Raw genomic sequence first — 25463 nt, forward strand, 5'->3', positions numbered from 1 at the left:
GTTCTCGTTAAAATCAAAAAAAGAGGCGCGAATTTGCGCCTCTTGTTGTATCAAATATCTATGTTTCTCTTTGACTTACAAACTTTGCTGGTGCGCGTCGATAAGTTCGTTCATCTTCGCTTCTGCTGCTTGCTGTGCTTGTTCATAGCTCATATCCGCAGGGAAGAGGTTGATGACTTCGTAGTAACATTTTAGTTTTGGCTCAGTACCAGAAGGACGAACAATCACGCGTGATTGATCTTCTAGGTGATAAATCAATACGTCACTTGCCGGTAAGTCAATGGATTCTTCAGAGCCGTCGTCAAACATGCGAACCGATGTTTTTAGATCTTCGGTTACTGCAACTTTTTTACCAGCAATCTCTGTTGGTGGATTTGCTCGGAGTTTGTCGCCGATTGGTGGAGAGTTCGGGTCGAGAGCAATGCTGCGTTGCGCGTTGAAGTAGAAACCGTGCTCGCGGTACAGCTCTTCCAGTTTATCCCACAGTGTTTTACCTTGCGCTTTAAGCTTGCCTGTTAGCTGTGAAAACGCGACGATTGCAGATAAACCATCTTTATCCCACACCTTGTTACCCACGGTATAACCGAGCGCTTCCTCATAAGCAAACAAGAATGGGTTGGTTTCTGTCTCTTGTTCCATGGCAACGTTAGTAAGCCATTTAAAGCCAGTTAATGTTTGATAGTATTGTGCGCCATGCGCCTTAGCGATGCTGCTCAGCATTCTTGAGGATACGATGGTGTTGCCAACCAAAGCGTTAGGTTGCTGTTCCAACAAGTAATCGCCAAACAGTGAGCCCACCTGATCACCCGTTAGCATTTGATACTCGCCATCTGGGCGTTTAACTGCCACGGCAAAACGGTCCGCATCTGGGTCGTTCGCGCAAGCGATATCGGCATCTACGGACTTACCTAATGCCATCACCATATCCATTGCACCGGCTTCTTCAGGGTTTGGGAAGTTGACGGTTGGGAAGCTTCCATCAGGTTCGCGTTGTTCCTTAACACTTGCCACTTTTTGGAAGCCTGCGTCGGCAAGTAGCGTTTCCGCCATATTCGCGCCAACGCCATGCATTGCGGTGTAAGCAATAGATATATCGGTATTGTTGTCAGGAGTAAGCAGCGCGTTTTCATTCATTGTCTTACGGTAAGTTTGGTAGTAGTCGTCTTCCAACCAAACTAACAAACCGTGCTGTTTTGCATCATCGAGAGACATTAAAGGTAATGGCTTCGTTGTTGCGTCATCAATTTTCGCTGCGATTCCAGAGTCGTGTGGAGGAATAATCTGTGCGCCATTCTCCCAATATACTTTAAAGCCATTGTATTCTGGTGGATTGTGACTGGCAGTAACAACAACAGCGGCCGCTGCATTCAATGTACGGACACCAAACGCGACAATTGGGGTTGCTGCAACGTCATACGTTAGGTAAACCTTGATACCAAGGGCCGTCAGTACGGATGCGGTATCATGCGCGAATTGTTTTGAATCGGGACGACCGTCGTAGCCAATAACGACACCACGACTCGCGGCATCTTTGACTTGCTCAAGCAAATAGTTCCCTAAACCAGTGGCGGTCTCTTGAATCACCAAGCGGTTCATTCGGTTTGGACCTGCGCCCACTTTGCCACGTAAGCCTGCAGTACCAAAGGCAAGGCGTGAGCCAAAGCGATCAGTAAGTTCTTGTTCATTGTTCGTATCGACGAGGTGTTGTAGCTCTTCACGAGTCTTAGGATCAGGGTCTCGTTCTAGCCATTGCGTAATTAGTGCTGTCATATCAGTCATTCCTTAGTAGGGGGAGCCTACTTTCTTGGACACTTCGTTTGGTAAGTATCTCAATGTTTTCTTTTAAATCAATGTAAATGGTTCTCAATTACATTTCAAAGAGGGCAATCGATAAACCGAATTAATTTTTCTTATCCGAACAAAATTTAATCATATTTAATTTCTTGAAGAACCTTGGAACTATAACTAGCCTTTTAACATAAATATAACAAACCGTGTCGAAATCGTAGTTTTTGTGATTTTTCGTAAAGTTGTTCGATATTTGCATCGGGACGCAAGGAAGCTCGCGTAGGCGTAGCGGCTGAGCAGAGGAGAGATCTTTTGAAAAGATTAACGACTACTCTAGCCTTATCACTGAATGTGATTTTAATCACATTTTCCTCTTTTGGTTGGTCAAAGGAAAATGACTACAACATGACAAAAGGGGTCACAGAGATAAGTGGGCAAGTGTATGAATTACATATGCTGATTTTCTATATCTGCTGTGTAATTGCTTTGATTGTTTTTGGTGTGATGTTCTATTCCATCTTCCGTCATCGCAAGTCAAAAGGAGCAGTTGCCGCACATTTCCATGAAAGTACAAAAGTGGAAATTATTTGGACGGTCATACCCATCATCATTCTTGTCGCTATGGCGATTCCCGCAACAAAAACTCTAGTAGCAATGGAAGACACAAGCCAATCGGATATCACGGTCAAGATCACAGGCTCGCAATGGAAATGGCATTACAGCTATTTTGGCGAAGATGTTGAGTTTTTTAGTTTGCTTGCCACCAGCCAAAAACAAATTGATGGAATCGAAGCTAAAGGCGCACATTACTTACTGGAAGTAGATAACCCTTTGGTGTTGCCTGTGAATCGCAAAGTGCGTTTTTTGATGACTTCTGATGATGTCATTCACTCTTGGTGGGTACCGGACTTTGCCGTCAAGAAAGACACCATTCCAGGTTTTATTAATGAAGCATGGACAAGAATTGATGAGCCAGGCGTATATCGCGGTCAGTGTGCGGAGCTATGTGGTCGTGCACATGGATTTATGCCAGTGGTGGTGCATGCGATGGAAGAAGAAAAGTTCGATGAATGGCTAGCGAGTAAGAAGGAAGAACTCGCACTTCAAAAAGCGGCGGCACAAGAAGCGCTCTCTCAAGACTTATCTATGGATGAATTGATGTCGCAAGGCGAATCGATATACACGGCGCGTTGCGCTGTGTGTCATCAGGCAAATGGTGAGGGGATTCCGGGTGCATTTCCCGCGATTAAAGGCAGTCCTATTGTAACCGGAGATGTTACTGAGCACATAGATATTATTGTCAACGGTCGCCCGGGCACCGCAATGCAGGCTTTTTCTAATCAGTTAAGTGACAAAGAAATTGGCGCGGTTATCACATATCAACGAAATGCATGGGGCAACGATACTGGCGATACAGTGCAAGCATCCGATGTGAATGCCTTTAAGGCACAAGGCAGTGCTAAGGAGGAAATATGAGTAAGCCAATAGATAAGGCAGTGAAGTCTGCGCCAGCAGAAGCCAGTGCGAACAGTACCATTGCGATTGATGATGGTCACGAGCATCATGCACCCCAGGGCATCACTCGTTGGTTGTATTCTACAAGCCATAAAGACATAGGCACCCTCTACCTTTGGTTTAGCTTTGCGATGTTTCTAACAGGTGGTGCGATGGCTATGATCATTCGTGCCGAACTGTTCCAGCCAGGGCTACAGCTAGTCGATCCGCAGTTTTTTAATCAAATGACCACGGTACACGGTTTAGTGATGGTATTTGGTGCGGTGATGCCAGCATTTACGGGTCTTGCTAACTGGATGATCCCGATGATGATCGGCGCTCCTGATATGGCGCTGCCGCGCATGAACAACTTGAGCTTTTGGATCTTACCTTTTGCATTTCTTATTTTGTTGAGCTCGTTGTTTTTACCTGGCGGCGGTCCTGATTTTGGTTGGACTTTTTATGCTCCGCTGTCCACGACTTATGGACCAGATAGCACTGCGCTGTTTGTATTCTCTGTGCATATCATGGGTATCAGCTCCATTATGGGCGCGATCAACGTTATCGTGACGATCGTAAATATGCGAGCTCCGGGAATGACTTGGTTCAAGTTACCAATGTTTGTTTGGACTTGGTTAATTACCGCTTTCTTGTTGATCGCGGTTATGCCGGTACTAGCGGGTGCAGTGACCATGGTTCTTACTGACAAATATTTCGGGACTAGCTTCTTTGACGCAGCTGGTGGTGGTGACCCGGTAATGTTCCAACACATCTTTTGGTTCTTTGGTCACCCAGAAGTGTACATCATGATTTTACCGTCGTTTGGAATCATTTCCGCCATTCTGCCTGCTTTCAGTGGTAAGAAGCTGTTTGGTTATCATTCGATGGTTTACGCGACGTGCAGCATTGCATTGTTATCTTTCCTTGTGTGGGCGCACCACATGTTTACCACGGGGATGCCAGTTTTTGCTGAGCTCTTCTTCATGTATTGCACTATGCTGATTGCGGTACCAACGGGGGTGAAAGTCTTTAACTGGGTTGCCACCATGTGGCGTGGAGCTCTGACATTTGAAACGCCAATGTTGTTTGCCATTGCCTTTATTGTGCTTTTTACCATTGGTGGCTTCTCGGGACTAATGTTGGCGATTGTGCCGGCGGACTTCCAATATCATGACACTTACTTCGTAGTTGCCCATTTCCATTATGTGTTGGTATCTGGTGCGGTATTCTCGATCATGGCAGCGGCATACTACTGGCTACCTAAGTGGACGGGCAATATGTACGACCACAAGCTGAGTTTATGGCATTTCTGGTGCTCAATTATTTCCGTCAATGTCCTGTTTTTCCCAATGCACTTCCTAGGCTTAGCAGGCATGCCAAGGCGCATACCGGATTACGCCATTCAGTTTGCTGATGTTAATCAAATAGTATCAATTGGTGGGTTTGCATTTGGGTTGTCACAACTGATCTTCTTATGGTTGGTGATCAAGTGTATTCGTGGCGGGGAGAAGGCTTCTGCAAAACCGTGGGAACGTGCGGAAGGCTTAGAGTGGACAGTGCCAAGCCCTGCGCCACATCATACGTTTACTACACCGCCTAAGATTGACTAGCAAAGAGTGGGGTGAGTGACATGAAACCGAATCCATCAAACAAGAAGCTCACAGTGAAGTTGCTTTTGGCGACCCTGTTAATGTTTGGCTTCGGCTATGCACTAGTCCCACTTTATGACGTGATGTGCGATGCACTGGGAATCAATGGAAAGACAAGTGAAGTAGCCGCCATTCAACCGACAGGTATGCAACCGGACATGAGCCGAACTGTTCGCGTGGAGTTTATGGCGCATGTAAGCCCAGATATGCCTTGGGAGTTTAGACCCAAAGTGATTTCGATGGATGTTCACCCAGGTGAAGTCGTGCAAACCGAATACCTTGCATTTAATGAAAGCGGGCAGAAGTTGGTGGGGCAAGCCGTTCCTTCTGTTTCTCCCGGGACTGGAGCTGCTTACTTCAATAAGATTGAGTGTTTTTGTTTTAACCAGCAGCCTCTGGATGGTAAACAGCAAGCTCAAATGCCGTTGATTTTTTATATCGAACCGGACTTGCCGGAGTCTATACACACGTTAACGCTGTCTTACACACTCTATAAACTTCCCCCTCCTACAGGCTCTTAGCCACTCAGGGAGAGAGATACAGACCAAGGTTGGTCAGTAAGGAGAAAAATTATGAGTAACAAGCCAGGAACATATTATGTTCCCGCTCAAAGTAGCTGGCCGATCATCGGTGCATTTGCTCTGTTTTTGGTTGCTGTTGGCGCGGGCATGACCGTCCAGGGGACACAAAGTGACGGTGCAGTGGGAACCATTGGTGGCATTGTGCTAGCGGTGGGCTTCTTGTTCTTGCTTTACATGTTGGCTGGTTGGTTTAGTAATGTGATTACTGAATCACTGAGTGGAAAATACAGCTCGCAAATTACTCGTTCTTTTCGCCAAGGAATGAGCTGGTTTATCTTTTCTGAAGTGATGTTTTTTGGTGCCTTTTTTGGTGCCTTGTTCTACGCCAGAATGATTTCTGTGCCTTGGTTAGGTGGGGCAGATAATAACTTCATGACTAACGAAGTCCTGTGGCCAACCTTCGAAGCGATGTGGCCACTCACACTGACACCGGGAGGAGAAACAACACAAGCTATGCCGTGGCAGGGCATACCCCTTACCAATACTATCTTGCTGCTATTGTCGTCTATTACGCTACATATGGCGCATATAAGCCTTGAACAAGACAAAAGAACGGCACTGATTGTTTGGTTAGAGATAACCATCGTACTTGCTGGCTTTTTCCTATATTACCAAGCGGTTGAGTATGTTCATGCTTATCAAGATATAGGGCTCACGTTGCAGTCCGGTATTTACGGTAACACGTTCTTCATGTTGACGGGGTTCCACGGTTTACACGTTTGTCTTGGGACTATCTTTTTGATCGTGCTGCTGTTCAGAATCGCTAAAGATCACTTTTCGCCAAAGAACCATTTTGCCTTTCAAGCGGGCAGCTGGTATTGGCATTTCGTGGATGTGGTTTGGTTATGTCTGTTTGTGTTTGTTTACGTACTTTAGGCTCAGTGTGAACTCTTGGTTCGACTAATAAGGGCGAGGGTTTGGCGCTAGCCAACCCGAGCTGAGCGCAATAAGCAGAAGGACGACCACCAAAGCGGAGAACATGACTCGACGGCCTAAGTAATGACTCATGGGTTTGTCTCTTTTTTCAGGATTATCTGGGTCTTCACGAACCATTTCGATAAGCGCTTTTGCGAGGTTGAAGATAATGAAAAGCAGCAAAAGGACAAGCGTCAGTTTGAATAGAAATACGGTGGACATGGCACCTCCGGTTTCATCATTGTTGTTATCAAGACAATTATGGCTATCGAAACGGTTTTGGGTTGCAGTTGGTTTAACTGTGGTTGTGTTTTCTCTTTTGGTCAAACTGGGTTTTTGGCAGTTTGAGAGAGGGCAAGAAAAACAAGCATTGGAACAAGCCATTCTCGCGCGTGCGGATAGTGCGTACCAAGCACTAAGCGTCGTTCTTGAAGACAACGACTGGCGAGAGGAAAGTATCCTCGGGAAAAAAGTGGAAGTTAATGTTGTTCCTCAGGCGTTTCCCGTAATTTTGTTAGACAACCAAACGCATCAAGGCAGTGTGGGATATTTAGCATTTCAGATTGTATTGACGAGCGATGAGCCTAGTACCTATGCGTTATTGGAGCTTGGTTTTGTCGAGGGAAGAGCAGATCGCTCAATGTTACCAACGGTCACCAAACTCGATAATTCGATTTTCATCACAGGACGCCTGTACCGAAAATCTACTAATCCACTGAGCTCAGAGTTAATGCCGGAAGTTGGCGATGTTATTCGCGTGCAAAACCTAAACATCGCGCAATTGAATCAGCTACTGAATATTGAACTTATGCCCGCAGTCTTGCAGCCAGACAATTTAACTCGTTGGCCCTATGACTTTCCTTGGAATCCATTACCACTCAATAGTGCCAAACATTTTGGCTATTCGATTCAATGGTTTTCGATGGCAGGTGTTTTCTTAATACTGACTTTAATTGTTTTTGTTCGTTGGCAAAAAAAGTTGCGTCACATGGAGGTGAAGCATGACATCTAAAGTAACCAAAGGACGACTAATGTTGATTGCGCTGGTTTGTACGTTCGCGCTTCCCGCTGTCATTGCAAAAGTCATTCTCACACAAGGGTGGTATCAAAGCGGAGTGACCAATAGAGGCGAGTTAGTCGAACCATACACGACGTTAGAGCAACTTGGTCAAGAGTCACCTCTCAAAGACCATGGTTGGCAACTCGCTTATGTATTGCCTAACGAATGCACTGAAGAGTGTAAACAGCAGCTTTACCTGATTCAGCAAAGCCATGTTGCTTTAGGTAAGTATCAAGAGCGAGTAGTGCCAGTCGTTTGGCAGACTGAGCATTCAGATCCCATAGAAGTATCGATGTTAGCGATGCAAATGAATGAATTGGTTACCGCAAAAGTGAAACCTGGGCAAATGTTGATCGTTGATCCTCTTGGGCAGCTGGTGATGTCTTACTCGCCGAAACCAAATGAGGACTTAGTCCTATTGAATAAAGGTATGTTGGCGGACTTACGCAAGCTCTTAAAACTGTCACGAGTCGGTTAGAGGAAGTGCATATGAAATTAATTCAGTTGGTTAGATTCAGTTTGCTGCTAACTCTCGTGGTGATCATGTTAGGGGCATATACTCGCCTTTCAGATGCAGGGTTAGGTTGCCCGGACTGGCCTGGTTGTTATGGGCACTTTTCTGTGCCGCATCAAGAAGAAGACGTCATACGTGCTAACCTGAACTTCCCCGAGCGGGCAGTAGAGCATGAGAAAGCATGGCTTGAGATGATTCATCGCTATTTTGCAGGAACGTTAGGTTTAGTCATTTTTGCGATGGCTGCAATATCAGTAAGGTCTGAGCGTGTAAATTCAATCATTCCGATGTTGCTAAGCGTATTGGTGATTGGGCAGGCACTTTTGGGAATGTGGACAGTTACTCTTAAATTAATGCCCGTCATCGTGATGCTTCACTTGCTCGGTGGTTTTGTTTTATTGGCGTTACAGGCGATTTTTTACTGCCAATTAAAAGCGCAAAACAATCTCTATTTCTCTCCATCTTCTAGCTCTCTGAGAGGCTTTTCATTGTTGGTTTTTCTGGTTGTATTGGTGCAAGTGCTCCTTGGAGGATGGACTTCGTCAAATTATGCTGCGCTGATGTGTACCACACTGCCGATTTGTGAGGGAGACTGGATGAGCCATCTCTCATGGAAAGAAGCGTTTTCTTTCTGGCAAACTGGATTCGAGAATTATGAATTTGGTGTCTTGGAGTATCCGGCAAGAATGACTATACACGTCACTCATCGTATAGGTGCTATTGTTACCGCCACCGTGGTATTGGCTTATAGTATTGGGCTTATGAGGCAAGATTCTCATCATTCACAGAGAATCGGAGGGTGGTTGTTATTCACGCTGGTGTGCCAAATTATGCTGGGTGTAAGCAACGTAGTATTTCAACTTCCTATTTATGTCGCGGTGGCGCACAACCTTGGTGCCGCTGTTATGTTGAGTCTCGTTTGTGTTAGCCAGTTTTACTTGTGGCAGGGTAAAACGGCTTGGAATTACACCGCGAAAGGAGTTCGCTATGAGTAAAGAAATCGCGCTGTCGTTAAATGGGCGAAAGCGACTAAGTTCCGTTTATTTGAAGTTAACGAAACCTAAAGTGGTGGCGTTAATGTTGGTGACGGCAGTAGTAGGGATGAGCTTAGCCCCAGTTGATGATTTCCCCTGGTTTCATGCGGTAGTTGGCCTAACGGGGATTGGTCTGATGGCAGGGTCTGCGGCAGCGTTTAATCATCTAATTGACCGCCGAATTGATGCGAGAATGGCACGCACACACAAACGACCATTGCCATCGGGTGAGACTAAGCCATCATCGGTGATAGCCTTCGCTACAGTTTTAGGTGTCTTAGGGTTTGTACTTCTCTATGCGATGGTCAACCCGCTGACGGCATGGTTGACTTTGATGAGTTTGCTCGGCTATGCGATGGTATACACAATGTACCTCAAACGTGCTACGCCCCAAAATATCGTCATTGCAGGGATTGCCGGTGCGATGCCGCCTCTTCTCGGTTGGACTGCTGTAACAGGGCAATTACATGCGAATGCTTGGCTGCTCGTGATGATCATTTTTATCTGGACGCCACCACATTTTTGGGCTCTCGCTATTCATCGTGTCGAGGATTACCGCAAGGTAGATATTCCCATGCTGCCAGTGACACACGGCATTGAGTACACCAAAACTTCTATTCTGTTGTATACGGTGCTATTGACTTTGGTTTGTGTTCTACCGGTTTTGGTTGGCATGGTCGGCGTGGTGTATCTTTTTGCCTCCCTACTACTCAATGCTGGCTTTATGTACCATGCATGGAAGCTAAAATATGCACCAGAGCCAAATACCGCGATGGAGACGTTTAAATTCTCTATCTATCATCTTTTGGCGTTGTTCATTGCATTGCTTTCGGATCACTATATTGGTTTTTAACCTTTCTTAAAACAGAAAACGCCGCGTGGTTCGCGGCGTTTTTGGTTTTGATACTTTGGCTTTAAGACAAAGCTTTCTAGATTTATTGAATTTCTAGCAGTTCAACATCAAAGATCAAAACACTTGCTGGTGGAATTGGGCCAGAGCCACTCTTACCATAGCCAAGCGTGCTTGGTACGAAAAGGCGGATTTTCTCACCTTCTACCATGTATTGTAGACCTTCTTGCCAGCCTTTAATGACTTGGTTAAGACCAAATGAAATAGGCTCACCACGATTAACAGAGCTATCGAATACCGTGCCATCAATCAAGGTGCCGTGGTAGTGTACTTTTACTTTACTTGTTGCCGTTGGGTGAACCTCACCTTCGCCTTTTTCAAGAACCATGTATTGAAGGCCACTTTCTGTTGTGATGACGCCTTCTTTTTTCGCATTTTCTAGTAAGAATGCTTGGCCTTTGGCAAAGTTTTCATCTGCTACTTTATGGTTTGTCCAAGTACGGTAAATGAAAAAGCCCGCCAAAATAAAAATAATAAGAGGAAACAAAAATTTAGACACGTAATCTCCTTGTCTATTTAGGTTGTTTTAGCAAAAAGTTGATGGTTTCTGCCATGGTTTCAACGCTGTCATGACCACCAGTAATCACTTGATATTTTCCGTTTACGATAAAGGCTGGAACGGAGTTAATTTGGCCGCGAGTCGTGATCGCTTCTGCCTTAGTGATGTACTCAAACAGCGCTTTTTGCTGTGCTTCATCTAAATGGTAAGGGCTGATAAGGTTGCGAGACTCAAAGGCTTTCTCTACGGCGATTTGGCGTTCCTCAGCCGTTGCATCGGCACCCATTTGCACAGCAGTAAAAAGATCCGCCATAAACGCTTTATCTGGTGTTGATTCAAGCTGCATTACGGCAGTATAGAAGATGATGGCGCTCACTTGTGCACTTTCATTGAACGTTACATGCATTTTTTCAACGCTTTGATCGGTCAATGATTCAATTTGAGGGACAAACTCTTCCATTGAGCGGCAGTGGCCACAAGTTAAAGAGAATGCTTCAGTCAGGGGAGCTAAATCATACTCTTCAAGGGATACTGGCAAAACTTCGTATTGTTTGCCTTGCTGAGGCTGACTCTTGCCGCTATCGCATGCCGACAAAGCCATTACGGCAACAACAACAGCAAAGCCTTTCGATATGGTTTTTAACATAGTAGTGCTCTAAATGAGAAATTTGCGTTAGTTTATCGGTTAACGATAGTGACTAAAACCATTAAATAACAATAAAGTGAGACCATTGGTAACAGACTTTGCCTGACGTATGGACTGTAAGGGTAGGGTATTTTAGTGTTGCGTTTTATTTGAGAGATGATTTTGCATTGACTCCAGTGGCATGAACGCTGCATAGACAAACCAATCGGTGGACAAAAGCGCTAAAGATTCGGTGTGTTTTGTCGACACAATGAACAAGAGTTTTTCTACGTTGGTAATGGTATGAAGCATTGGTTTTTAATTGTTTGTGGCATTCTGGCCGGGTGCAGCAGCCTCGATCAAGATATGGTCCCTGGTGGGAACATTTTAGATACAGCTCCTAAATCAAACACTGAGCTGAGACACCCAGAGTGGGGATACCCGAGCGCATCCAATGTGGCTTCTTCCCCTCGTTCATATCAAACGGCGAGGGCGTCAGTAAAAAAGTCGCAAAACGTGACCTCTCTGGAAATGTTCCTGAGCAGGCATAACATTCCTCACGAGACGCTCAGTGGTGGTCACCTGATGATACGTTTGAAAGAGCAAGTGCATTTTCAAACGGGTTCTGCACGGTTATCTGCTCAATCTCAAGACTGGATTCGAAACATTGGTCACTATCTGGCTGGAAGAACTGATGTTGATGTCGTGATTGATGGTCATGCGGATAGCACGGGAGCTGAAAGCTTCAATGACACGCTATCTGAAAAGCGAGCTCGTGAAGTAGAAAAACAACTATTGGCGACGAGTATTCCACGTCAACGAGTGTTTTCTAGAGGCTTCGGGGAGTATGTACCGAAGTGCAGCAATGCGACAGCGAGTGGTAAAGCTTGCAATCGGCGCGTAGAGCTAACATTGATCGTGGATGAATAACGCAGACGTTGGGTGGTAATCTTCGTTGTGTTGTTCTTGCATACCCGTTATTTGCTTAGTGGAGTTTAAGTTCGGAGTTGAGCAAGAAGACTGAATAAGGAAAGCTCGCACGGCAACATTTAGCTAGAAAAAATAGAAAAGAGGCACCGTTAGGTGCCTCTTTTACATCCGCCAATGTTCATAGGGGGAACTTAGGCAAATTCTTTTTCAACGTAAGCGACGATGTCCGATGACTCGTATAACCACTGTGTTTCGCCATCTTTTTCGATACGAAGGCAAGGGACTTTAACTCGCCCACCACCTTGCTCTAGTTCAGCTCGATGAGTCGGGTTATTTTTTGCATCACGTAGCTCAATGTTCACCGATTGACGCTTCATTGCACGGCGGACCTTTACGCAAAAAGGGCAGGCTTCAAATTGGTAAAGTGCGTATTGTTTCGCTTTTTCATCAATACGTTGCTGTTCTTCTGCGGTGCGCTTAGTACCACGAGGTGAGAACACCGCGTTCAGCAATAAGATAACCTTGCCTAAAATCCAACGGATAAACTTCATAATGATCCCTTGATGTTCATTGGGTAATTGTCCTTTAAGAATGCAATCATGATGCTTGTTGCACTGAGCGTGAAGTCTATCAGTTGTTTGAAATGGATAAAACCATGTATTTTATGCGGAAAATAGACGTTTAAACCAACCCCAAAAGCCACTTGCTGAAGCCGGACGGGCTTCTTTACCTTGATAAAAACTTTGCATGAGTTCGGTTCTGAATGCATCAACGTCCATGCGTTTTATGACAAGCTCGTGCTGCAATGTATTTTGAGTCTGCTCGGCATGATCGTGCGCCAAGCTGAAATCCATATTTAAATAGCCTTGCGTGTATAACCAAAGGTGGGTGACTAAGATTAGGTCTTCAGCAGATTGGTTAGTAAACTTATCCGCGTGCTCATTACCCAAGGAGTCAGTCAGAACTTGCTGCATACGCTGGGTAGAGTGAGCATTTTGCTCGTAGTTAGCACTTGCTTCAATATGTGATTTGGTCAAAAGGCCAAGCAGGTGAAGAGTAGGTGCTGTTGTGGGTTTGTTCTCACAAACTTTTGTAAATAGTTGTGACTGTTCTTTTAACCAACGTCGCTTTGCTGCTTTATGTTCTTTAACAAAGGGGATTTCTTCAAATCCCATCTCTTGACTCAGTTCACTAAGAGACGTCATGGTTTTTTAGTTCCTTCACCGTTACTTCGATATGTTGATCATTGATATCAACAAAAATTGAGCTGCCAGTAATCATAACAGAAAGGCTAGTACCTCGGTCAAGGTGCTGACAAATCAAGTCGATAGCGTCATAGTCAAAGCTCTCTACGTTGACGGGAAGCATTGAGAACTTTCCTGACATTTTGTCCCACCAGACAGCCGCTTTGGTGTTATAAGTGTAAACTTTTACATGCTTTGCTAGGCGAGAAGCTTTCTTAATTCTGTCTGGTTCTGGTTCGCCAATTTCAATCCAGTGAGTAATGCTTTGATCATCGCCAACATGCCATAAATCAGGCTCTTCAATCGTAGAGAGTCCTTTTGTAAACTCCAGATTGCTTTGAGCATTTAAACAGTAAGCTAGAATGCGAGCCAACATTCGTTGCGGCTTTTCAGAAGGGTGAAGGGCGATAGTTAGATTTTTAGAATCGTAATAGTCATTATTCATATCGGAAATGGCGATACGAAATTTGTAAATGGTTGGTTTAAGAGCCATAGATTTATATCGTTTTGTTGGCAAAATAAGTTTTAGGCAAAAAAATAGCCAGCTTTAAAAGCTGGCTATCGTATCAAATTCTTTAAGAATTAAAGTACTTTGATTTGCTCTGCTTGAGGGCCTTTTTGACCTTGAGAGATAACAAATTCTACTTTCTGGCCTTCAACTAGAGTACGGAAGCCGTCACCAGTGATTGCAGAGAAGTGAGCAAATACGTCAGGACCGTTTTCTTGTTGAATGAAACCGAAGCCTTTAGTTTCGTTGAACCACTTAACTGTGCCAGTAGCTGTGTTAGACATGTCTATTTCCTAAATATCTAAATAATGTAATCTTTCGCCTCAACGGCGCTTATAGCGTGGAAAAATAAATTGCTATTGCGTACCACAGGACGACGGGTTACAAGTAATCCAACGAAATGTGAAAACAAAGAACTTTCTTTCTAGCCGTGTTTGAGTCTAGGTTAATTCCACGAAGAGTCAACATATATTAGTGCTTTATGGACAAATATTTGTATTTAGTCACTATTTAACCAGCATGTTTTTGATTAAATTTCAAATAAATGACGGTGATGTGAAGTTTTTTAGCATAAAATTCAACTAAATCTATAAATTTGACTTATTTATATAATTATTGTCCAATCTGGTTCGACCATTAAGGAGGATTTATGGCAAAGGGTAAAATCAGTCCTCAACCGAGTGGCTCACAACATGAGACCGACTTCGGCAGAGGTGAAATCAAAGACAACGCGTTAAAAGCGGTTGTTACCAGTCAGCTGTTCCAAACACGAGTCGTTAAAGCGAAAAAAGGTAAAGGTAGCTTCAGCCGTAAAATGAAGCATAGAGGCAAAGAGCCCTATTCAAAGTTCTCCCCAAGGTGGATTTTGAATAGGGCTTTTTTATTGGTACTAGGTGTTTGCAAAACTGATGATATTCAATTTTTTAGTACCAGATAAGTTTTCCTAATTTATCATGTACTGCTTCAACTGCTTCAACTGCTTCAACTGCTTCAACTGCTTCAACTGCTTCAACTGCTTCAACTGCTTCAACTGCTTCAGCGAACCAAGCGTTGAAAGTACCAATTAAGTACTAAAACTTACTAAGTTAGATTCATATCAATAAGCGTCACTTCCTGTATTATGCAACTCTACTATATCTTTAGTCTAATCAAACAGCCGAGATTATGGTTTAAAAAGACTGGTGAGAAGTAGGTATGTCATCGACGAGTTATGGTACTTATGGTTGCAAATGTAAAAAAGCGTGTGCTTCTTTATTACTACTGTGGCTGTCCATTTGTCCGATGGCGCATGCACACAAGTCAGAGTCTCATTCTTTAATTGTTGCTAACTCCAAAGCGTGGAAGCCGTTCTCTTACCTTAGCCCAGATGGTGAACCTAAAGGTATTTTAATCGACTTTTGGAAAGAGTACGCGGCGAACAACCAAATTGACGTTCAGTTTCTCCTTTTGGATTGGGATGCTTCGTTACAAGCCGTAAAAGAGGGTAAGGCTGACTTTCACGGAGGACTTGTCTACTCGCCCGAAAGAGCGAAGTATATGGACTTTGGCGCCGTCATAATGCCCATCCAAACCAAATTGTACGTAAATAAAGATGTACTTTCGGTTGATATCAGGAGTGTTTTAACTGGCGAAATGACGCTGCCAATTGGCGTTGTTAAAGGAAGTTACGAGTCTGAGTTTGTTCAGACGAATTATCCGAATGCACCTATCGCAGAATACATTAACAATGATTCGATGATACAAGCCGCCGTCGATAAAAAGGTGCTGTACTTTGTTGCAGACCTGCAAGTTGCTAACTTTTATATGGCAACCACGCCGGGAGCGGGTATGTTTGTCCCGACAATTAGCTTATATAGTAAAGATCTTCGGATTGCAGCAGGAATGCACAGTGCAACTTCCATTTTAGAGGTATCAAGAGCGTTTGAAAAAGTCATCGATACGGATCGTGAGCGGATCCTCACCCGTTGGAGTGTGGTGAAAACGGTTTATCCACTTTATCTTTTCCCTATTGCTATTTTCATTATGGCGATTGCAACGCTTTATCATATTTTTGCCCTCAAACGTATGGTTGCTCTTCGGACAAGGCAATTAACGATTGCCAATCAGCAATTGCTGGAGATGACGTTGACGGATTCTCTCACAAAGCTATACAACCGTAGACACCTTATTGAGCAATTGGCGCTACTGAATCATTTGAAGCGAAACTTAACGGTGATGGTGTTTGATATTGATGATTTTAAATCAATCAATGATCGATATGGCCACCTTGCTGGAGACCGAGCAATAGTTGCCATCGCAGAAGCCGCTAAGTCGATGACTGATGACCGAATGACATTGGCGAGAATTGGAGGAGAAGAGTTCGCACTCGTTACGTCTTCTCTGTCAGAGCGAGAAGCACTCAATTTTGCCAATATGCTCTGTAAAGCAGTTTACGATCAGCCTGTTATACTGGGCGGACAAGCAATTCATTTGAGTATCAGTTTGGGCTGTGCTTACTATCCTGAGTTTACCCACATCGTGAGCTTGCAAGATGCTGACGAGTTGATGTATCAAGGTAAGTCTGAAGGAAAGAATCGTGCAGTTTTCCAAGTTATAACAGACTGTCAGCTTCAACCTGCGCTTCGTCAAGTGAATTAGATCTCGCTAATTCAACTGATACTTCAAACCATCCTCAAGCCTCAAAGTTTTAGTCAGAGTAACGTGGTAAGCGTTAACGATCACGTTGCGTTGTTTTCTTTGAGGCCAATTTGCGTACAAATACTTGCACTTTCATATATATAACCCCCCACCTGCTCACGTTTTTATCATAGAAGCAGTAATTGTTTTAAAGTGATAAGTGATTTCTTGGTAAAGATCAGAACCCCTGTCTACACTCAGTGTAAAGTAATGCATATAAAGCATGATGCATACAGTGTTGTACAAAAACAATTAAAGAAGATAAGAAATAAGTTGGCTTGAGAAGGACGGGGAATGAACAACGAATGCTTTGCTAGGTTCCGAGCTGTCACGGATGAACTGTCAATGAAAGAATCGTTGTCAGTTGGGAAAGACCCTTATGCTCACTATCTCAAAGATATTGTGGGGATTGATTTGTTGTCTCGTGAAGAGGAGTTGCATTACGCCAAACTTAATCGAGCTGGTGATGAAGAAGCGCGCGAAATGTTGATTGAGTCTAATCTTCGACTTGTTGTGAAAATCGCAAAAGGTTACCTCAAACGGCCAGGCAATAACTTTACTCTGCTTGATTTAATAGAAGAAGGTAACATTGGTTTGATAAAAGCGGTCGATAAGTTCGATCCTGAGCCAGGCTACCGTTTTTCTACTTATGCGGTATGGTGGATTCGCGAGAATATAGAAGCGGCATTAATGAACAATGGCCGCACGGTACGTTTACCTGCTCATGTGTGCAAAGAGATAAATAGCCTGGCTTTAAAAAAGCTCGATGCGTCAAAAAGTGAGAGCAAGGAGTTGTCTATTTCTGAACTCTCACGCTGCTCAGGGGTGAAAGCAGAACGTATAGATGAACTTGTTGCTCTAAGTGGTTTTATTGATGTATCGACCACTGCGGACCTACATCGTGTTCCATTTGTTCTTGAACTGTGTGAAAGTGAGTATACGCCAGATCCACAACAAGACTGTGAAAACCAGTGCTTTACTCAAGCTATTGAAAATATTATTAAAACTTTGCCAATTAAGTTGCAGAAAGTCTTGATCCATCGATTCGGATTATTTGACCAGAGAGTGAAAACCTTGTCGGAAATAGGCCTGTTATTAAACGTATCTAACGAGCGTGTTCGTCAGATGCAGATAGAGGCGGTTGAACGCGTGCAGAAACGTCTCCGATTCGATGGTTGGGTTTAAGATTTTTAGCCCCTTATCCTAGCTGATTAATTTACTGGCTTGCTACTCTGTTCTTCCGTAAGTAACAGCAGCTCAAGCTGTGCTTTAGCTGCTGCCTCCAATCTCCATACACTCAATAATCGGTTAAGTGCTGCGCGATAAGTACGACTTTTGAGTAAAAAAGCGAGCGTACTTGTGTAGTTGTTTACGACTTGCGCTTGTGTCTCGACCAAAGCAGTTTTGTTTTCGATGTCGATGTGTTGAAGGTTAAAGTCAGGAAGAAACGCACACTCATACCATACCTCTACAATTTCACGAATTTCGAGTTCTTCTTCAGGCACGTCGAAGTCTTGTAACTGGTAGTTTTCTGGTATCGTTGATAAATAAACCACATCCAATTTGTCTGCAACAAATGTATACATCGGATTCCTTAGTGTACGCGCTTACAGAGTAAATAGTCTCATCGTTTACATTTTTGTCAATGACCGTGCTCAAGTATGAATGATGAACCACACCACATTCCGAACTTAACTTAGACTTTTTAAGTACTTATCGGTTAACCCGAAATACTTCAGGTTGCCATCTGGCTCCAAGACTAAGCTCATATTGGATGTAGAGATCATGCCCGGATCATTCGTTGAGAAAATAACGGTCTTATTGAGTAGTTTGTCGCTAAATAACCGCTTGAAGTAGTGGGAATTTTCTTGCTCTGCACCATTAAATGGCTCGTCAATGATAATCAAAGATTGTTCGCAGTTGCCTAGCCCTAATGCGAGCCGCAGTCTTTGTTGAATACCATTTGGTAAACTTTTACAGATATCAACGCTCAATTGAGTGTCCAGGCCTTGTGGCAACCATGTATCGAGCTCAAAGAAACTCACCATTTCACGCATTTTTTCTGTTGGGATTAACCCATTATGCAAGATGAAGTTAGTCTCCAAGGAGCCTTCAAAAATATGCAGGTTAAACGGGATGTAGTTAATCGAGGTTCGATAGCGGTAACTGTTGAATTGTTTGATGTTATAACCGTCCACCGAAACTGAGCCTTGATAGCGTTCCTCTAGCCCAGCGATAATAGAAATGAGCGTCGTTTTACCGCAACCTGTTGGTCCACAAATCACAACTTTTGCGCCCGGTGGAATTTTAAAACCAAGATTAGTTAAGCCTGTTGCCGCACCACTATAACGATGGCTCACACCAGAGCCGACGATACTACCTTGAAAGAGGCGAATAGGGGGGCTTTTCTCTAACGTTAGCTTATCGTCATTCATCGCCATAAGGTTGTTGATTTGCGCAGAAGACGCCTTAATGGATTGGAACTTAGAAATAGAGTTGTAGATGCCCATAATAGGCCCCAACGCCTTCCAGACTAAAATTACGGTAGCAAGCATTGCACCTGCATCGGAGGTGCCGTCCATCACGCCGATAACGGCCGCGACGATACTTGCGGTACCAATAACCTGAATCAAACTCCCGCCTGCTGCCTGAACCCTGCTATTAGTCACTGAAACATGTTCTGCATCGTTGGTGCTTTGTAAATGCGATGCGCTAAAGCGGGACTGGATAACACGCAATAATGGCAAGCCTTGGATGGTTTTTATACCACGAAGAATCTCATTCCATTGGTAAGAAACCATGGCGTTGGCGCGAGAGCTCTTGGACGTGGCTTGCGAGTAGATGTAACGAGAATAAACACAGAACACCAACATTAGAATCAACCCCGCCATAACGACTAGCGCTGCGGTACCAGACATAAGAGCAATGGCAATAATGAATACGATAACAAACGGCATGTCGAAGTAGCTTAATGTTGACTCTGCGGTTACCAAACGGCGGAAAGTGTCGATGTCCTTCAATCGTGCTAACTGAGAAGAGACACCAGCGGTAGATGTCATCGAATAAGGAAGCCACAACAGTTTGGATATTACGTTTTGAGAAATATGCACCGCCAAATCCTTTCCTGATGTGGCGATGATGTTGACCCGCATTTTCTTGAAAAAGTATTCCGAGAACCCAACAATCACAGCAAATAACGTGAGCCAATAAAGCGTGGCTTGCGAGCTAGAGGTTAAGGCGAAGTTGTACACACTCATAATAAAAAAGGGCTGGAGTGCGCCGAGAATGCTGACCACGAAGCTGAGAATAATCAGGCTTTTGAGTTCATTGTTGTAGCGATAAAACGCGTATTTAATCCAGTTACTGCGGTCTTGAGATTCAGGTGGCGGCTCTCGGAATAAGCGGGAGTATTCGCTGATCGACACCAACAAGCACGGCTTCTTGCAGAGCGGGTATTCAATGGTGTTGTTATTGGTGTAATCAAACAGGATCAGTTTGCCGTCTTTGGTGCCCAAGAAAATCGCAGTGAGGTTTTCTATCTCAATAAAACAAGGATGAGGGTGCCCCTCGATGTGCTCCAACGTTTTTAATTTGGTGACGTCACAACGGTAACCAAGACGTTCAATGGTGGCAATAAAACTGTCGCTGTCTTTTGGTTTAGGGATAAAAGCGTCACTGAGGATAGAAGGTGTGCCTTCCCATTCAAGCGCTATGAGGGTGTAAGCTAAACCACGAATCAAAGGTGACTCATTGTATCGCTCGTCATAACTGCGAGCCTCAAAGTCCAACAAGCGCTGAGGGACATTATTAAAATCAACCAAAATACTCATTGGTCACCTCCGGTAAGTTTGACGCGTTTGAGGCGATGATTGAGTTTGTCCATCTTGTTGCTGACGATGATGAGGATTTTGTCGTTGGCGCGATAGGCGGTGCTGGTCAAAACCAATCGAGCAAAGTCGTCATCATAAACACAGTCGATGTCGTCGAAGATCAACACACGTTTGTTCGCGAGTAAGGCACGCACTAACAACAAGGCATAAGCGACTTGGCGCGAGAATGGGTTGCGTAAATGTCCTTTAAGCTCGGTGTAAAAACCAGCGGGAAGGGCATCGATTTGTGCCTTGATGTTCATGGTTTCGCAAAGCGCAAATGCCGTGTTATTTAAGCTCGGGCGGAAACAAGTCAAGTTGTCGATGATGGTGCCTTCGACGAACGAACTGGTTTTGTCGACCATGAGCACGCTATTACGCCAGACGTTGTAGTTGACGTCATCGAGCGGTGTCTCGTTGATTTGGATATCGAGCTTGCTGTCGGTGTTTTGCCGCGTAATGCAATTGGCGAGGTGGGTTTTACCTGCGCCGCTTTTCCCCGTCAGCAAGTAAGCCTGACCGCGTTCAAACTCAATGCGTTGTTTTTCCGAATACTTCACCGAGATGCGCTCGACTTCCGTCGTGTCGTTTTGTTGTTCTATAGATGCAGCAAGCTCAAGCAGCTCGGCGATACGTTGAATATGAAGCTTGTTCAACTCCCATCGACTCACCGTGCGCATTACTTGCTGGTATGGCGCGAAGTAGCGGTTGGTAAGCATGATGATGGCAGCCATGATGCCTTGGCTAGATTGCATGTTGATAACTGCCGTTGCCAAAACTACCACCACACAAGCAATGGAGAGCTGTTGTATGAGCGACAAGATAAGGCTGAAGTTCGATTCAATTTGCTCGTATTTGATGTTCTCGACTTCACGCTCTTCCACCATTTGTGTCATGAGGCTCTCAACGCGATATTCCATATTGCGCGCTTTGATATCGAGTGGGCTAGAGATGATCTCGATGATTTTAGAAGTAGTTAAGCCTTCGATGTCGGATTTGTTTTCTAAGCTGTTGATTTTCTGCTTAGATAGGCTCAGTGCGAACACCGCCAAAATGATGGAGGCGAGCAAGATGGTCACTCCCGCCCAAATGTTGATCACACCGATAATCAGAATGGTCAGTATGCTGACGGCAAGGTTGATCAATGCCCGTACAGATTCTCCGCCAAAGAAGGATTTAATCTCTGGAATGGTCGCAATACGCTCTAGGTATTCACCGGGTTCTAGACGACGAAACTTCGATATCTCAGCCAAACAGATTGATTGAAACACCTTGTTGGTTAAGTTGGTTTCGAATTGCTTCATGATCACCGACGAAATCTTCTCTTCCTGATTCTTTAAGTGATAGTCGAGGAAGATGGTGATCAAGATAATGGCAAACAGAAGAAACAGCGTGTCTTTGGCTTGGTTAGGTAAAACACGGTCAAAGATAATAAGAATCGAAAAGGGCAGCACTAAACCAAACAGTGTTGAGATGACCGTTGAGAAAGTCAGATAACACTTGTCAGCAAAGTTAATCTTTTGGGAAAAGTGCTCAGTTTGCATTGCGACCTCCTTTCTTAATCGATGGTTTAGAGAGAAGGTGTTTTGGAACTAAGTCTTGATTGCTTCTGCCTTCGATATCGCTCATCAACTGCATGATGCTTTCGATAGATTGAACCGATAGCATGCCTTTGATTTGCTCAAGATTGATCGATTCAATGATGTAGTCATAGCGCGCGCTCTCGTAATCACGTAGCGCGCTGAACAGTTTACTTTCCGCTGCCAGTAAGTCGGTAATGGTTCGCGTACCAAGCTGATAGGCGCGTTGAATGCCTTTGTAGGAAGCGTAGTTGGCACGGATGATGTTCTCGTAACTGCTGATGGCGCGGGAGAAGTCGTTAATGTTGAGTACTGAGGTGTTAACGCTATTGCGCGTCGCGAACAATGAATCTTGGTACAGCAGCTCGGTTCGCTCGATGGCAGTCGACGATTTTTGATAACCGTAGTAATCCGAACCGCCGGAGAAAATTGGCACATTCAAGTTCAACCCGACGCTGGTCGAGTTACTGTCCCCTGTTGCGGTTGGGTCGGTTCGGTCATAGTTGTTCGCATCGTCGTAACGGTAACTGGCAGAGAGCGATACGGTCGGCACAAAGTTTGAACCGCTTTCTTTCAAGCCTCTTCGGCTGCGCTCGACGGTTTTCTTCGCAACCAATAAGTCGTTATTGAGCTTCAAAGCTTGTTCAAGAATCTCACGTTGTTCGGATTCGCTGATTTCCTCCAAGGGAACACTTTCGTAGATGTCTTGTGATGGGGTGACTGGGTATTGAACTTGAATCTCTAAACCGTTCAAAATTACGCGCCGGTCTTTCTCTAAGGTTCTTAAGCGATTGGCAATGCCTTCTTTCTGGGCAATTACCTCATACAACTCGCTCGCCGCAGTGTTGCCAAGTTCCACGTTGCGACGCATTTGGCGCTCACGTGTTTCAGACGATTTAAGTTCTACTTGGGTGGCTTTGATTTGCGCGTTGTTTTTGAGGTATTCGAAATATTGCGTCGCGATTTCAGAAATGGTGCTCTGGATTTTGTTCTCGTGTTTGATTTCCTCAATGTTGAAATCCAGCTTCGCGGTGCCGTATTTGAAGATGTCGCCAAGGTTAAACACCGATTGCGATAAAGACACGCTGTAGCTATTTGAGTTGTAGCTAGAACGTGTATCCGGTGTTCCCGTTAATATGGTTTCGTTTTCATTCCATGTGGTATCAGCAGCACCGTTTAAAGAGGGTAGAAACTTAGAACGGCTAATGTCGATGTTGTATTCGTTTTCTTCCACGCCTTTGTCACTAGCGCGCAGAGATAAATTGTTTTCCAAGCCGAGTTTGACCGCCTCAAGCAAGGTGGTCGCCATTGCCGAAGGAGCGTTGCTCAATGTAAGCGCTGCCAATATACAGCTAGTTAAGTTTCTGTACCGCCACATACTTGTTGATCACCTTGATGATTTCGTCGTTTTTATAAGGTTTGCTGATCACGTAATCCATTCCAGCTTCGATACAAGCTTGGTGTTCATTACTGCTGGTCAATGCTGTCGCACCTATAATGGTGCAAGGGTTCTGTCCGCTCTCTTGTTCGTATTGTCGAATGCGTTTGGTCGCTTCAATGCCGCCCATGCCCGGCATGATGCAGTCCATAAAAATGATGTCTGAGCGCTGATTCATGAAATGCTGAACGGCGTCTGCGCCATCGCCAACGGTGTCGGCTTCGTATTCTTGCTTGCTCAAAATACGTTTGAGTAGAATCTGTTGAACACGGTCATCCTCCACAATCAGGAATGAGCTGTTCTCCATCTGTTCTTCAGAGGCTTCCGCTTCCATGATTGCTAATAGGTTAGGGATGAACTCATACGGAATCGCAGGGGAGTTCAGAATCTTGTCGACAAAGGTATGGCTCTCTTGTGCTTGCTGAGTGCTAGTGACTGAAAGCAACAACTTGGTGTTCGGGTGATTGCGCAGTTGCGATTTCACCGTTTTGCTCAGTGAGGGCAGCTTGTTTGGCTCGAACGTGTCGGTCAGCATGATGGCATCGTATTCGCCAAAGGTTTTTGCCGCAGAGAAGAGTTCGTTCGGCGTTCGAATTGGCGTGATCTCCAAGCCCAAGTTGACTAACATTTTGTTCATTACATCAATGCGCAGCTGAGAGTTGGCACACAGCAACAAACGCTTATTGTCGAAGCGAGTTTTCTCGGTGTGGAAGCTTTTGGCTTTCAAATCGAGCTGAATTTGAAAACGTTCCTGATTGCCCGATTGATACCAATGGCTCTCGTAATAGCCATAATCTTTCAGTACGCTTTTCGCCAAATCGTCTTTGGTTGCAGTGTGCTGCTTATGGTCGCTCCAGTGTAGGGTATTGAGCTTGGCAAGCGGCACATCCAGCGTGGTTAAGAAGTTTAGATTGATGGTCAGGCGGGTATTTTCAATGTCTGACGCCGCACCTGATTCAATGGTGACAAACAGTTTCTTGTCGGCTTTGAGTTGGATGGCATTTGATAGCTGAAGGAACAACACCCAGAATAAGCTGGTGGATTGTCCTTCAACACGGTTTGGTAAGTTATCTGAGATAAAGCAGTCTAGCTCACCTTCATTTCGCTGCACTTTTGAACTGATGTGAATCATCAATTCAGACAGTACATTCAGCAGTGAAAACTCTTTCGATTTGCTCTCGGTCCCTTGTGAAATGAGTCGGTTGTAGTTCTCTGCCAATTCAGACAGGGTATTGGCAGCCGAGGTTATATCTTGCGCCATCAACACTCCGCTCTCATCGGTCTCTTGAACGAGATATTGCACGCCGCCGTTAATGGTGTTGGTGATGCCACGAATCTCGTAACCAATCAGAGCATAGAGCTGCTTGTAGAGATCGTTATTGCGTTTTTGCTCTTCGAGTTTGCTGAAAATCAGTTTTAGGTGTGAGTAGATCTGACGCTGCTTAGGATTGATGCTCACTTCATTCAGCAACTCTTCCAACCTTTGTAAATCCAGTAGTTTGAGTTCTTGATAAAGCTCATCGAATTCTTGGTCAATGTCACGCTCATTCGAGCTGGATTTTTTCAGTTTAAGGATTGCCACCAAGTTCGATAGCACTGCGATACCAACCAGTACGACAACGACCACAAACAACCAAATGAAGAACTCGTTTTTCTCCATCATTAGGTCGCTCGCATGGTTGTTAAATATGGTCCGGTAGTTGTCGTCCATTTGTAGGTAGTTATTGGTGAGCGAGAGGTACAGTGCCAACACATCGTCGCGTGTTTTTTGGCTGTCTGAGAAGCGATTGATTGCCAGTTCAAGCTGCGTGTATTCGGTCGCGCCCACCAAGCTAAACTCGGTTTTGTTGAGTGACGCGAGCGACTTAAATTGGTCAATTTCGTCTTTCAGAACCTCAAAATCAAGCTCTGTTGTACTGCAATAACGTGCGCTTAAACAGCGTTGAAGCGTTTGAATATCAAACTCGATAGTTTGGTTGAGCTGTTGAGCTTGAACCAACAGAGGCGCGTTTTGCACTTTCTCGACTGAATCCACTTTTTCCCAAGAGATATACAAATAAAAGGCGAGGGCAGCCAGCATCAAGCTGAAAGCGATGCTTAGGCGCATAACAGGAACGGAAATATTGTAAGAAGGTTTGCTACTCATCCA

The 25463-nt window shown here is 44.6% G+C and carries 25 protein-coding genes; 12 read left to right on the top strand and 13 right to left on the bottom strand.

The window, feature by feature from the left end; translation table 11 throughout:
• Positions 1 to 75: 75 nt before the first annotated feature.
• Positions 76 to 1770, bottom strand: coding sequence for a phospho-sugar mutase (locus R7O03_RS04200; protein ID WP_025768465.1), 1695 nt, complete (start codon positions 1768 to 1770; stop codon positions 76 to 78).
• 330 nt (positions 1771 to 2100) lie between these two features.
• Between R7O03_RS04200 and coxB the strand changes: the two genes are divergently transcribed.
• The 4 genes from coxB to R7O03_RS04220 are packed head-to-tail and all read left to right on the top strand — an operon-like array spanning position 2101 to position 6388.
• Positions 2101 to 3264, top strand: a complete 1164-nt coding sequence (gene coxB, locus R7O03_RS04205) for a cytochrome c oxidase subunit II (protein WP_213879505.1) — start codon at positions 2101 to 2103, stop codon at positions 3262 to 3264.
• Positions 3261 to 4892 (top strand): cytochrome c oxidase subunit I, encoded by a 1632-nt coding sequence (gene ctaD / locus R7O03_RS04210; RefSeq protein WP_005375510.1) that lies wholly within the window; start codon positions 3261 to 3263, stop codon positions 4890 to 4892. Before coxB ends, ctaD begins: the two co-directional genes overlap by 4 nt.
• A gap of 20 nt (positions 4893 to 4912) precedes the next feature.
• Positions 4913 to 5452 carry a cytochrome c oxidase assembly protein gene (locus R7O03_RS04215; protein WP_005385211.1) on the top strand — a complete coding sequence of 180 codons (540 nt, stop codon included), beginning with the start codon at positions 4913 to 4915 and terminating at the stop codon, positions 5450 to 5452.
• Positions 5453 to 5503: 51 nt separating this feature from the next.
• Entirely contained in the window at positions 5504 to 6388 is an 885-nt protein-coding gene (locus tag R7O03_RS04220; protein ID WP_005385214.1) for a cytochrome c oxidase subunit 3, read from the top strand.
• Positions 6389 to 6412: 24 nt separating this feature from the next.
• Here R7O03_RS04220 and R7O03_RS04225 read toward each other — a convergent pair whose 3' ends face one another.
• Positions 6413 to 6649, bottom strand: coding sequence for a DUF2909 domain-containing protein (locus tag R7O03_RS04225; RefSeq protein WP_005375504.1), 237 nt, complete (start codon positions 6647 to 6649; stop codon positions 6413 to 6415).
• Here R7O03_RS04225 and R7O03_RS04230 point away from each other — a divergent pair.
• Genes R7O03_RS04230 through cyoE form a run of 4 tightly spaced genes read left to right on the top strand, consistent with a single transcriptional unit; the run spans position 6648 to position 9888 of the window.
• A complete protein-coding gene (locus R7O03_RS04230) occupies positions 6648 to 7439 on the top strand; it encodes an SURF1 family protein (RefSeq protein WP_031777208.1) in 792 nt (263 codons plus the stop codon). The two genes, R7O03_RS04225 and R7O03_RS04230, sit on opposite strands and share 2 nt — an antisense overlap.
• Complete coding sequence (locus tag R7O03_RS04235) at positions 7429 to 7965, top strand: cytochrome oxidase biogenesis cluster protein (RefSeq protein ID WP_213876052.1); 537 nt, start codon at positions 7429 to 7431, stop codon at positions 7963 to 7965. The genes R7O03_RS04230 and R7O03_RS04235 overlap by 11 nt, the downstream gene beginning before the upstream one ends.
• Positions 7966 to 7976: 11 nt before the next feature.
• Positions 7977 to 8996, top strand: a complete 1020-nt coding sequence (locus tag R7O03_RS04240; protein WP_086047292.1) for a COX15/CtaA family protein — start codon at positions 7977 to 7979, stop codon at positions 8994 to 8996.
• Positions 8989 to 9888, top strand: coding sequence for a heme o synthase (cyoE, locus tag R7O03_RS04245; RefSeq protein ID WP_172563879.1), 900 nt, complete (start codon positions 8989 to 8991; stop codon positions 9886 to 9888). Before R7O03_RS04240 ends, cyoE begins: the two co-directional genes overlap by 8 nt.
• 82 nt (positions 9889 to 9970) lie before the next feature.
• Here the strand turns inward: cyoE and R7O03_RS04250 are convergent, their stop codons facing one another.
• Both R7O03_RS04250 and R7O03_RS04255 read right to left on the bottom strand, forming a co-directional pair.
• Positions 9971 to 10444 carry an FKBP-type peptidyl-prolyl cis-trans isomerase gene (locus tag R7O03_RS04250; protein ID WP_005375638.1) on the bottom strand — a complete coding sequence of 158 codons (474 nt, stop codon included), beginning with the start codon at positions 10442 to 10444 and terminating at the stop codon, positions 9971 to 9973.
• Positions 10445 to 10457: 13 nt separating this feature from the next.
• Entirely contained in the window at positions 10458 to 11090 is a 633-nt protein-coding gene (locus R7O03_RS04255; protein WP_318131532.1) for a thiol:disulfide interchange protein DsbA/DsbL, read from the bottom strand.
• 282 nt (positions 11091 to 11372) lie between these two features.
• Between R7O03_RS04255 and R7O03_RS04260 the strand changes: the two genes are divergently transcribed.
• Positions 11373 to 11999, top strand: coding sequence for an OmpA family protein (locus R7O03_RS04260; protein ID WP_025768460.1), 627 nt, complete (start codon positions 11373 to 11375; stop codon positions 11997 to 11999).
• 191 nt (positions 12000 to 12190) lie between these two features.
• On the opposite strand, the gene R7O03_RS04265 is transcribed toward R7O03_RS04260, so the two are convergent.
• The 4 genes from R7O03_RS04265 to R7O03_RS04280 all read right to left on the bottom strand — a co-directional run bounded on the left by R7O03_RS04265 (position 12191) and on the right by R7O03_RS04280 (position 14035).
• Complete coding sequence (locus R7O03_RS04265) at positions 12191 to 12550, bottom strand: glutaredoxin (RefSeq protein WP_318131534.1); 360 nt, start codon at positions 12548 to 12550, stop codon at positions 12191 to 12193.
• A 111-nt stretch (positions 12551 to 12661) separates the two neighbouring features.
• On the bottom strand, positions 12662 to 13204 hold the full coding sequence (locus tag R7O03_RS04270; protein WP_213897602.1) for a hypothetical protein: 543 nt from the start codon (positions 13202 to 13204) through the stop codon (positions 12662 to 12664).
• Positions 13191 to 13736 carry a YaeQ family protein gene (locus R7O03_RS04275; RefSeq protein ID WP_005375627.1) on the bottom strand — a complete coding sequence of 182 codons (546 nt, stop codon included), beginning with the start codon at positions 13734 to 13736 and terminating at the stop codon, positions 13191 to 13193. The genes R7O03_RS04270 and R7O03_RS04275 overlap by 14 nt, the downstream gene beginning before the upstream one ends.
• A gap of 89 nt (positions 13737 to 13825) precedes the next feature.
• Positions 13826 to 14035 carry a cold-shock protein gene (locus R7O03_RS04280; RefSeq protein WP_005375625.1) on the bottom strand — a complete coding sequence of 70 codons (210 nt, stop codon included), beginning with the start codon at positions 14033 to 14035 and terminating at the stop codon, positions 13826 to 13828.
• A gap of 365 nt (positions 14036 to 14400) precedes the next feature.
• On the opposite strand from R7O03_RS04280, the gene R7O03_RS04285 reads away from it, so the two are divergent.
• The 3 genes from R7O03_RS04285 to R7O03_RS04295 all read left to right on the top strand — a co-directional run bounded on the left by R7O03_RS04285 (position 14401) and on the right by R7O03_RS04295 (position 17612).
• Positions 14401 to 14688, top strand: a complete 288-nt coding sequence (locus tag R7O03_RS04285; RefSeq protein WP_318131535.1) for a ribosome alternative rescue factor ArfA — start codon at positions 14401 to 14403, stop codon at positions 14686 to 14688.
• A gap of 257 nt (positions 14689 to 14945) precedes the next feature.
• Positions 14946 to 16388: a diguanylate cyclase domain-containing protein gene (locus tag R7O03_RS04290; RefSeq protein ID WP_132936358.1), complete on the top strand. Its 1443-nt coding sequence runs from the start codon at positions 14946 to 14948 to the stop codon at positions 16386 to 16388.
• A 333-nt stretch (positions 16389 to 16721) separates the two neighbouring features.
• On the top strand, positions 16722 to 17612 hold the full coding sequence (locus tag R7O03_RS04295) for an RNA polymerase sigma factor RpoD/SigA (RefSeq protein ID WP_025768458.1): 891 nt from the start codon (positions 16722 to 16724) through the stop codon (positions 17610 to 17612).
• A gap of 26 nt (positions 17613 to 17638) precedes the next feature.
• Here R7O03_RS04295 and R7O03_RS04300 read toward each other — a convergent pair whose 3' ends face one another.
• The 5 genes from R7O03_RS04300 to R7O03_RS04320 form a co-directional block, all read right to left on the bottom strand.
• Positions 17639 to 18013 carry a hypothetical protein gene (locus R7O03_RS04300; protein WP_005375619.1) on the bottom strand — a complete coding sequence of 125 codons (375 nt, stop codon included), beginning with the start codon at positions 18011 to 18013 and terminating at the stop codon, positions 17639 to 17641.
• 105 nt (positions 18014 to 18118) lie between these two features.
• Positions 18119 to 20257, bottom strand: a complete 2139-nt coding sequence (locus R7O03_RS04305; RefSeq protein ID WP_053350479.1) for an ATP-binding cassette domain-containing protein — start codon at positions 20255 to 20257, stop codon at positions 18119 to 18121.
• Positions 20254 to 21840 carry an ATP-binding cassette domain-containing protein gene (locus R7O03_RS04310; protein WP_064354595.1) on the bottom strand — a complete coding sequence of 529 codons (1587 nt, stop codon included), beginning with the start codon at positions 21838 to 21840 and terminating at the stop codon, positions 20254 to 20256. Before R7O03_RS04310 ends, R7O03_RS04305 begins: the two co-directional genes overlap by 4 nt.
• Complete coding sequence (locus R7O03_RS04315; protein WP_213903492.1) at positions 21830 to 23254, bottom strand: TolC family protein; 1425 nt, start codon at positions 23252 to 23254, stop codon at positions 21830 to 21832. The genes R7O03_RS04310 and R7O03_RS04315 overlap by 11 nt, the downstream gene beginning before the upstream one ends.
• Positions 23229 to 25460 (bottom strand): response regulator, encoded by a 2232-nt coding sequence (locus R7O03_RS04320; RefSeq protein ID WP_213968313.1) that lies wholly within the window; start codon positions 25458 to 25460, stop codon positions 23229 to 23231. The genes R7O03_RS04315 and R7O03_RS04320 overlap by 26 nt, the downstream gene beginning before the upstream one ends.
• Positions 25461 to 25463 lie beyond the last annotated feature (3 nt).

It is taken from the genome of Vibrio sp. Vb2960, from assembly GCF_033337665.1.
Lineage (GTDB): Bacteria > Pseudomonadota > Gammaproteobacteria > Enterobacterales > Vibrionaceae > Vibrio > Vibrio alginolyticus.

Bases quoted from the DNA above. Each gene is read 5' to 3' on its own strand.
- R7O03_RS04275 (WP_005375627.1), bottom strand. From the start codon at position 13,736: ATGGCTCTTAAACCAACCATTTACAAATTTCGTATCGCCATTTCCGAT.
- R7O03_RS04255 (WP_318131532.1), bottom strand. From the start codon at position 11,090: ATGTTAAAAACCATATCGAAAGGCTTTGCTGTTGTTGTTGCCGTAATG.
- R7O03_RS04285 (WP_318131535.1), top strand. From the start codon at position 14,401: ATGGCAAAGGGTAAAATCAGTCCTCAACCGAGTGGCTCACAACATGAG.
- R7O03_RS04270 (WP_213897602.1), bottom strand. From the start codon at position 13,204: ATGACGTCTCTTAGTGAACTGAGTCAAGAGATGGGATTTGAAGAAATC.
- R7O03_RS04225 (WP_005375504.1), bottom strand. From the start codon at position 6,649: ATGTCCACCGTATTTCTATTCAAACTGACGCTTGTCCTTTTGCTGCTT.
- R7O03_RS04310 (WP_064354595.1), bottom strand. From the start codon at position 21,840: ATGCAAACTGAGCACTTTTCCCAAAAGATTAACTTTGCTGACAAGTGT.
- R7O03_RS04320 (WP_213968313.1), bottom strand. From the start codon at position 25,460: ATGAGTAGCAAACCTTCTTACAATATTTCCGTTCCTGTTATGCGCCTA.
- R7O03_RS04240 (WP_086047292.1), top strand. From the start codon at position 7,977: ATGAAATTAATTCAGTTGGTTAGATTCAGTTTGCTGCTAACTCTCGTG.
- R7O03_RS04230 (WP_031777208.1), top strand. From the start codon at position 6,648: ATGGCACCTCCGGTTTCATCATTGTTGTTATCAAGACAATTATGGCTA.
- R7O03_RS04260 (WP_025768460.1), top strand. From the start codon at position 11,373: ATGAAGCATTGGTTTTTAATTGTTTGTGGCATTCTGGCCGGGTGCAGC.
- R7O03_RS04265 (WP_318131534.1), bottom strand. From the start codon at position 12,550: ATGAAGTTTATCCGTTGGATTTTAGGCAAGGTTATCTTATTGCTGAAC.
- R7O03_RS04215 (WP_005385211.1), top strand. From the start codon at position 4,913: ATGAAACCGAATCCATCAAACAAGAAGCTCACAGTGAAGTTGCTTTTG.
- R7O03_RS04295 (WP_025768458.1), top strand. From the start codon at position 16,722: ATGAACAACGAATGCTTTGCTAGGTTCCGAGCTGTCACGGATGAACTG.
- ctaD (WP_005375510.1), top strand. From the start codon at position 3,261: ATGAGTAAGCCAATAGATAAGGCAGTGAAGTCTGCGCCAGCAGAAGCC.
- R7O03_RS04220 (WP_005385214.1), top strand. From the start codon at position 5,504: ATGAGTAACAAGCCAGGAACATATTATGTTCCCGCTCAAAGTAGCTGG.
- R7O03_RS04315 (WP_213903492.1), bottom strand. From the start codon at position 23,254: ATGTGGCGGTACAGAAACTTAACTAGCTGTATATTGGCAGCGCTTACA.
- R7O03_RS04280 (WP_005375625.1), bottom strand. From the start codon at position 14,035: ATGTCTAACACAGCTACTGGCACAGTTAAGTGGTTCAACGAAACTAAA.
- R7O03_RS04290 (WP_132936358.1), top strand. From the start codon at position 14,946: ATGTCATCGACGAGTTATGGTACTTATGGTTGCAAATGTAAAAAAGCG.
- R7O03_RS04235 (WP_213876052.1), top strand. From the start codon at position 7,429: ATGACATCTAAAGTAACCAAAGGACGACTAATGTTGATTGCGCTGGTT.
- R7O03_RS04300 (WP_005375619.1), bottom strand. From the start codon at position 18,013: ATGTATACATTTGTTGCAGACAAATTGGATGTGGTTTATTTATCAACG.
- cyoE (WP_172563879.1), top strand. From the start codon at position 8,989: ATGAGTAAAGAAATCGCGCTGTCGTTAAATGGGCGAAAGCGACTAAGT.
- R7O03_RS04305 (WP_053350479.1), bottom strand. From the start codon at position 20,257: ATGAGTATTTTGGTTGATTTTAATAATGTCCCTCAGCGCTTGTTGGAC.
- R7O03_RS04200 (WP_025768465.1), bottom strand. From the start codon at position 1,770: ATGACAGCACTAATTACGCAATGGCTAGAACGAGACCCTGATCCTAAG.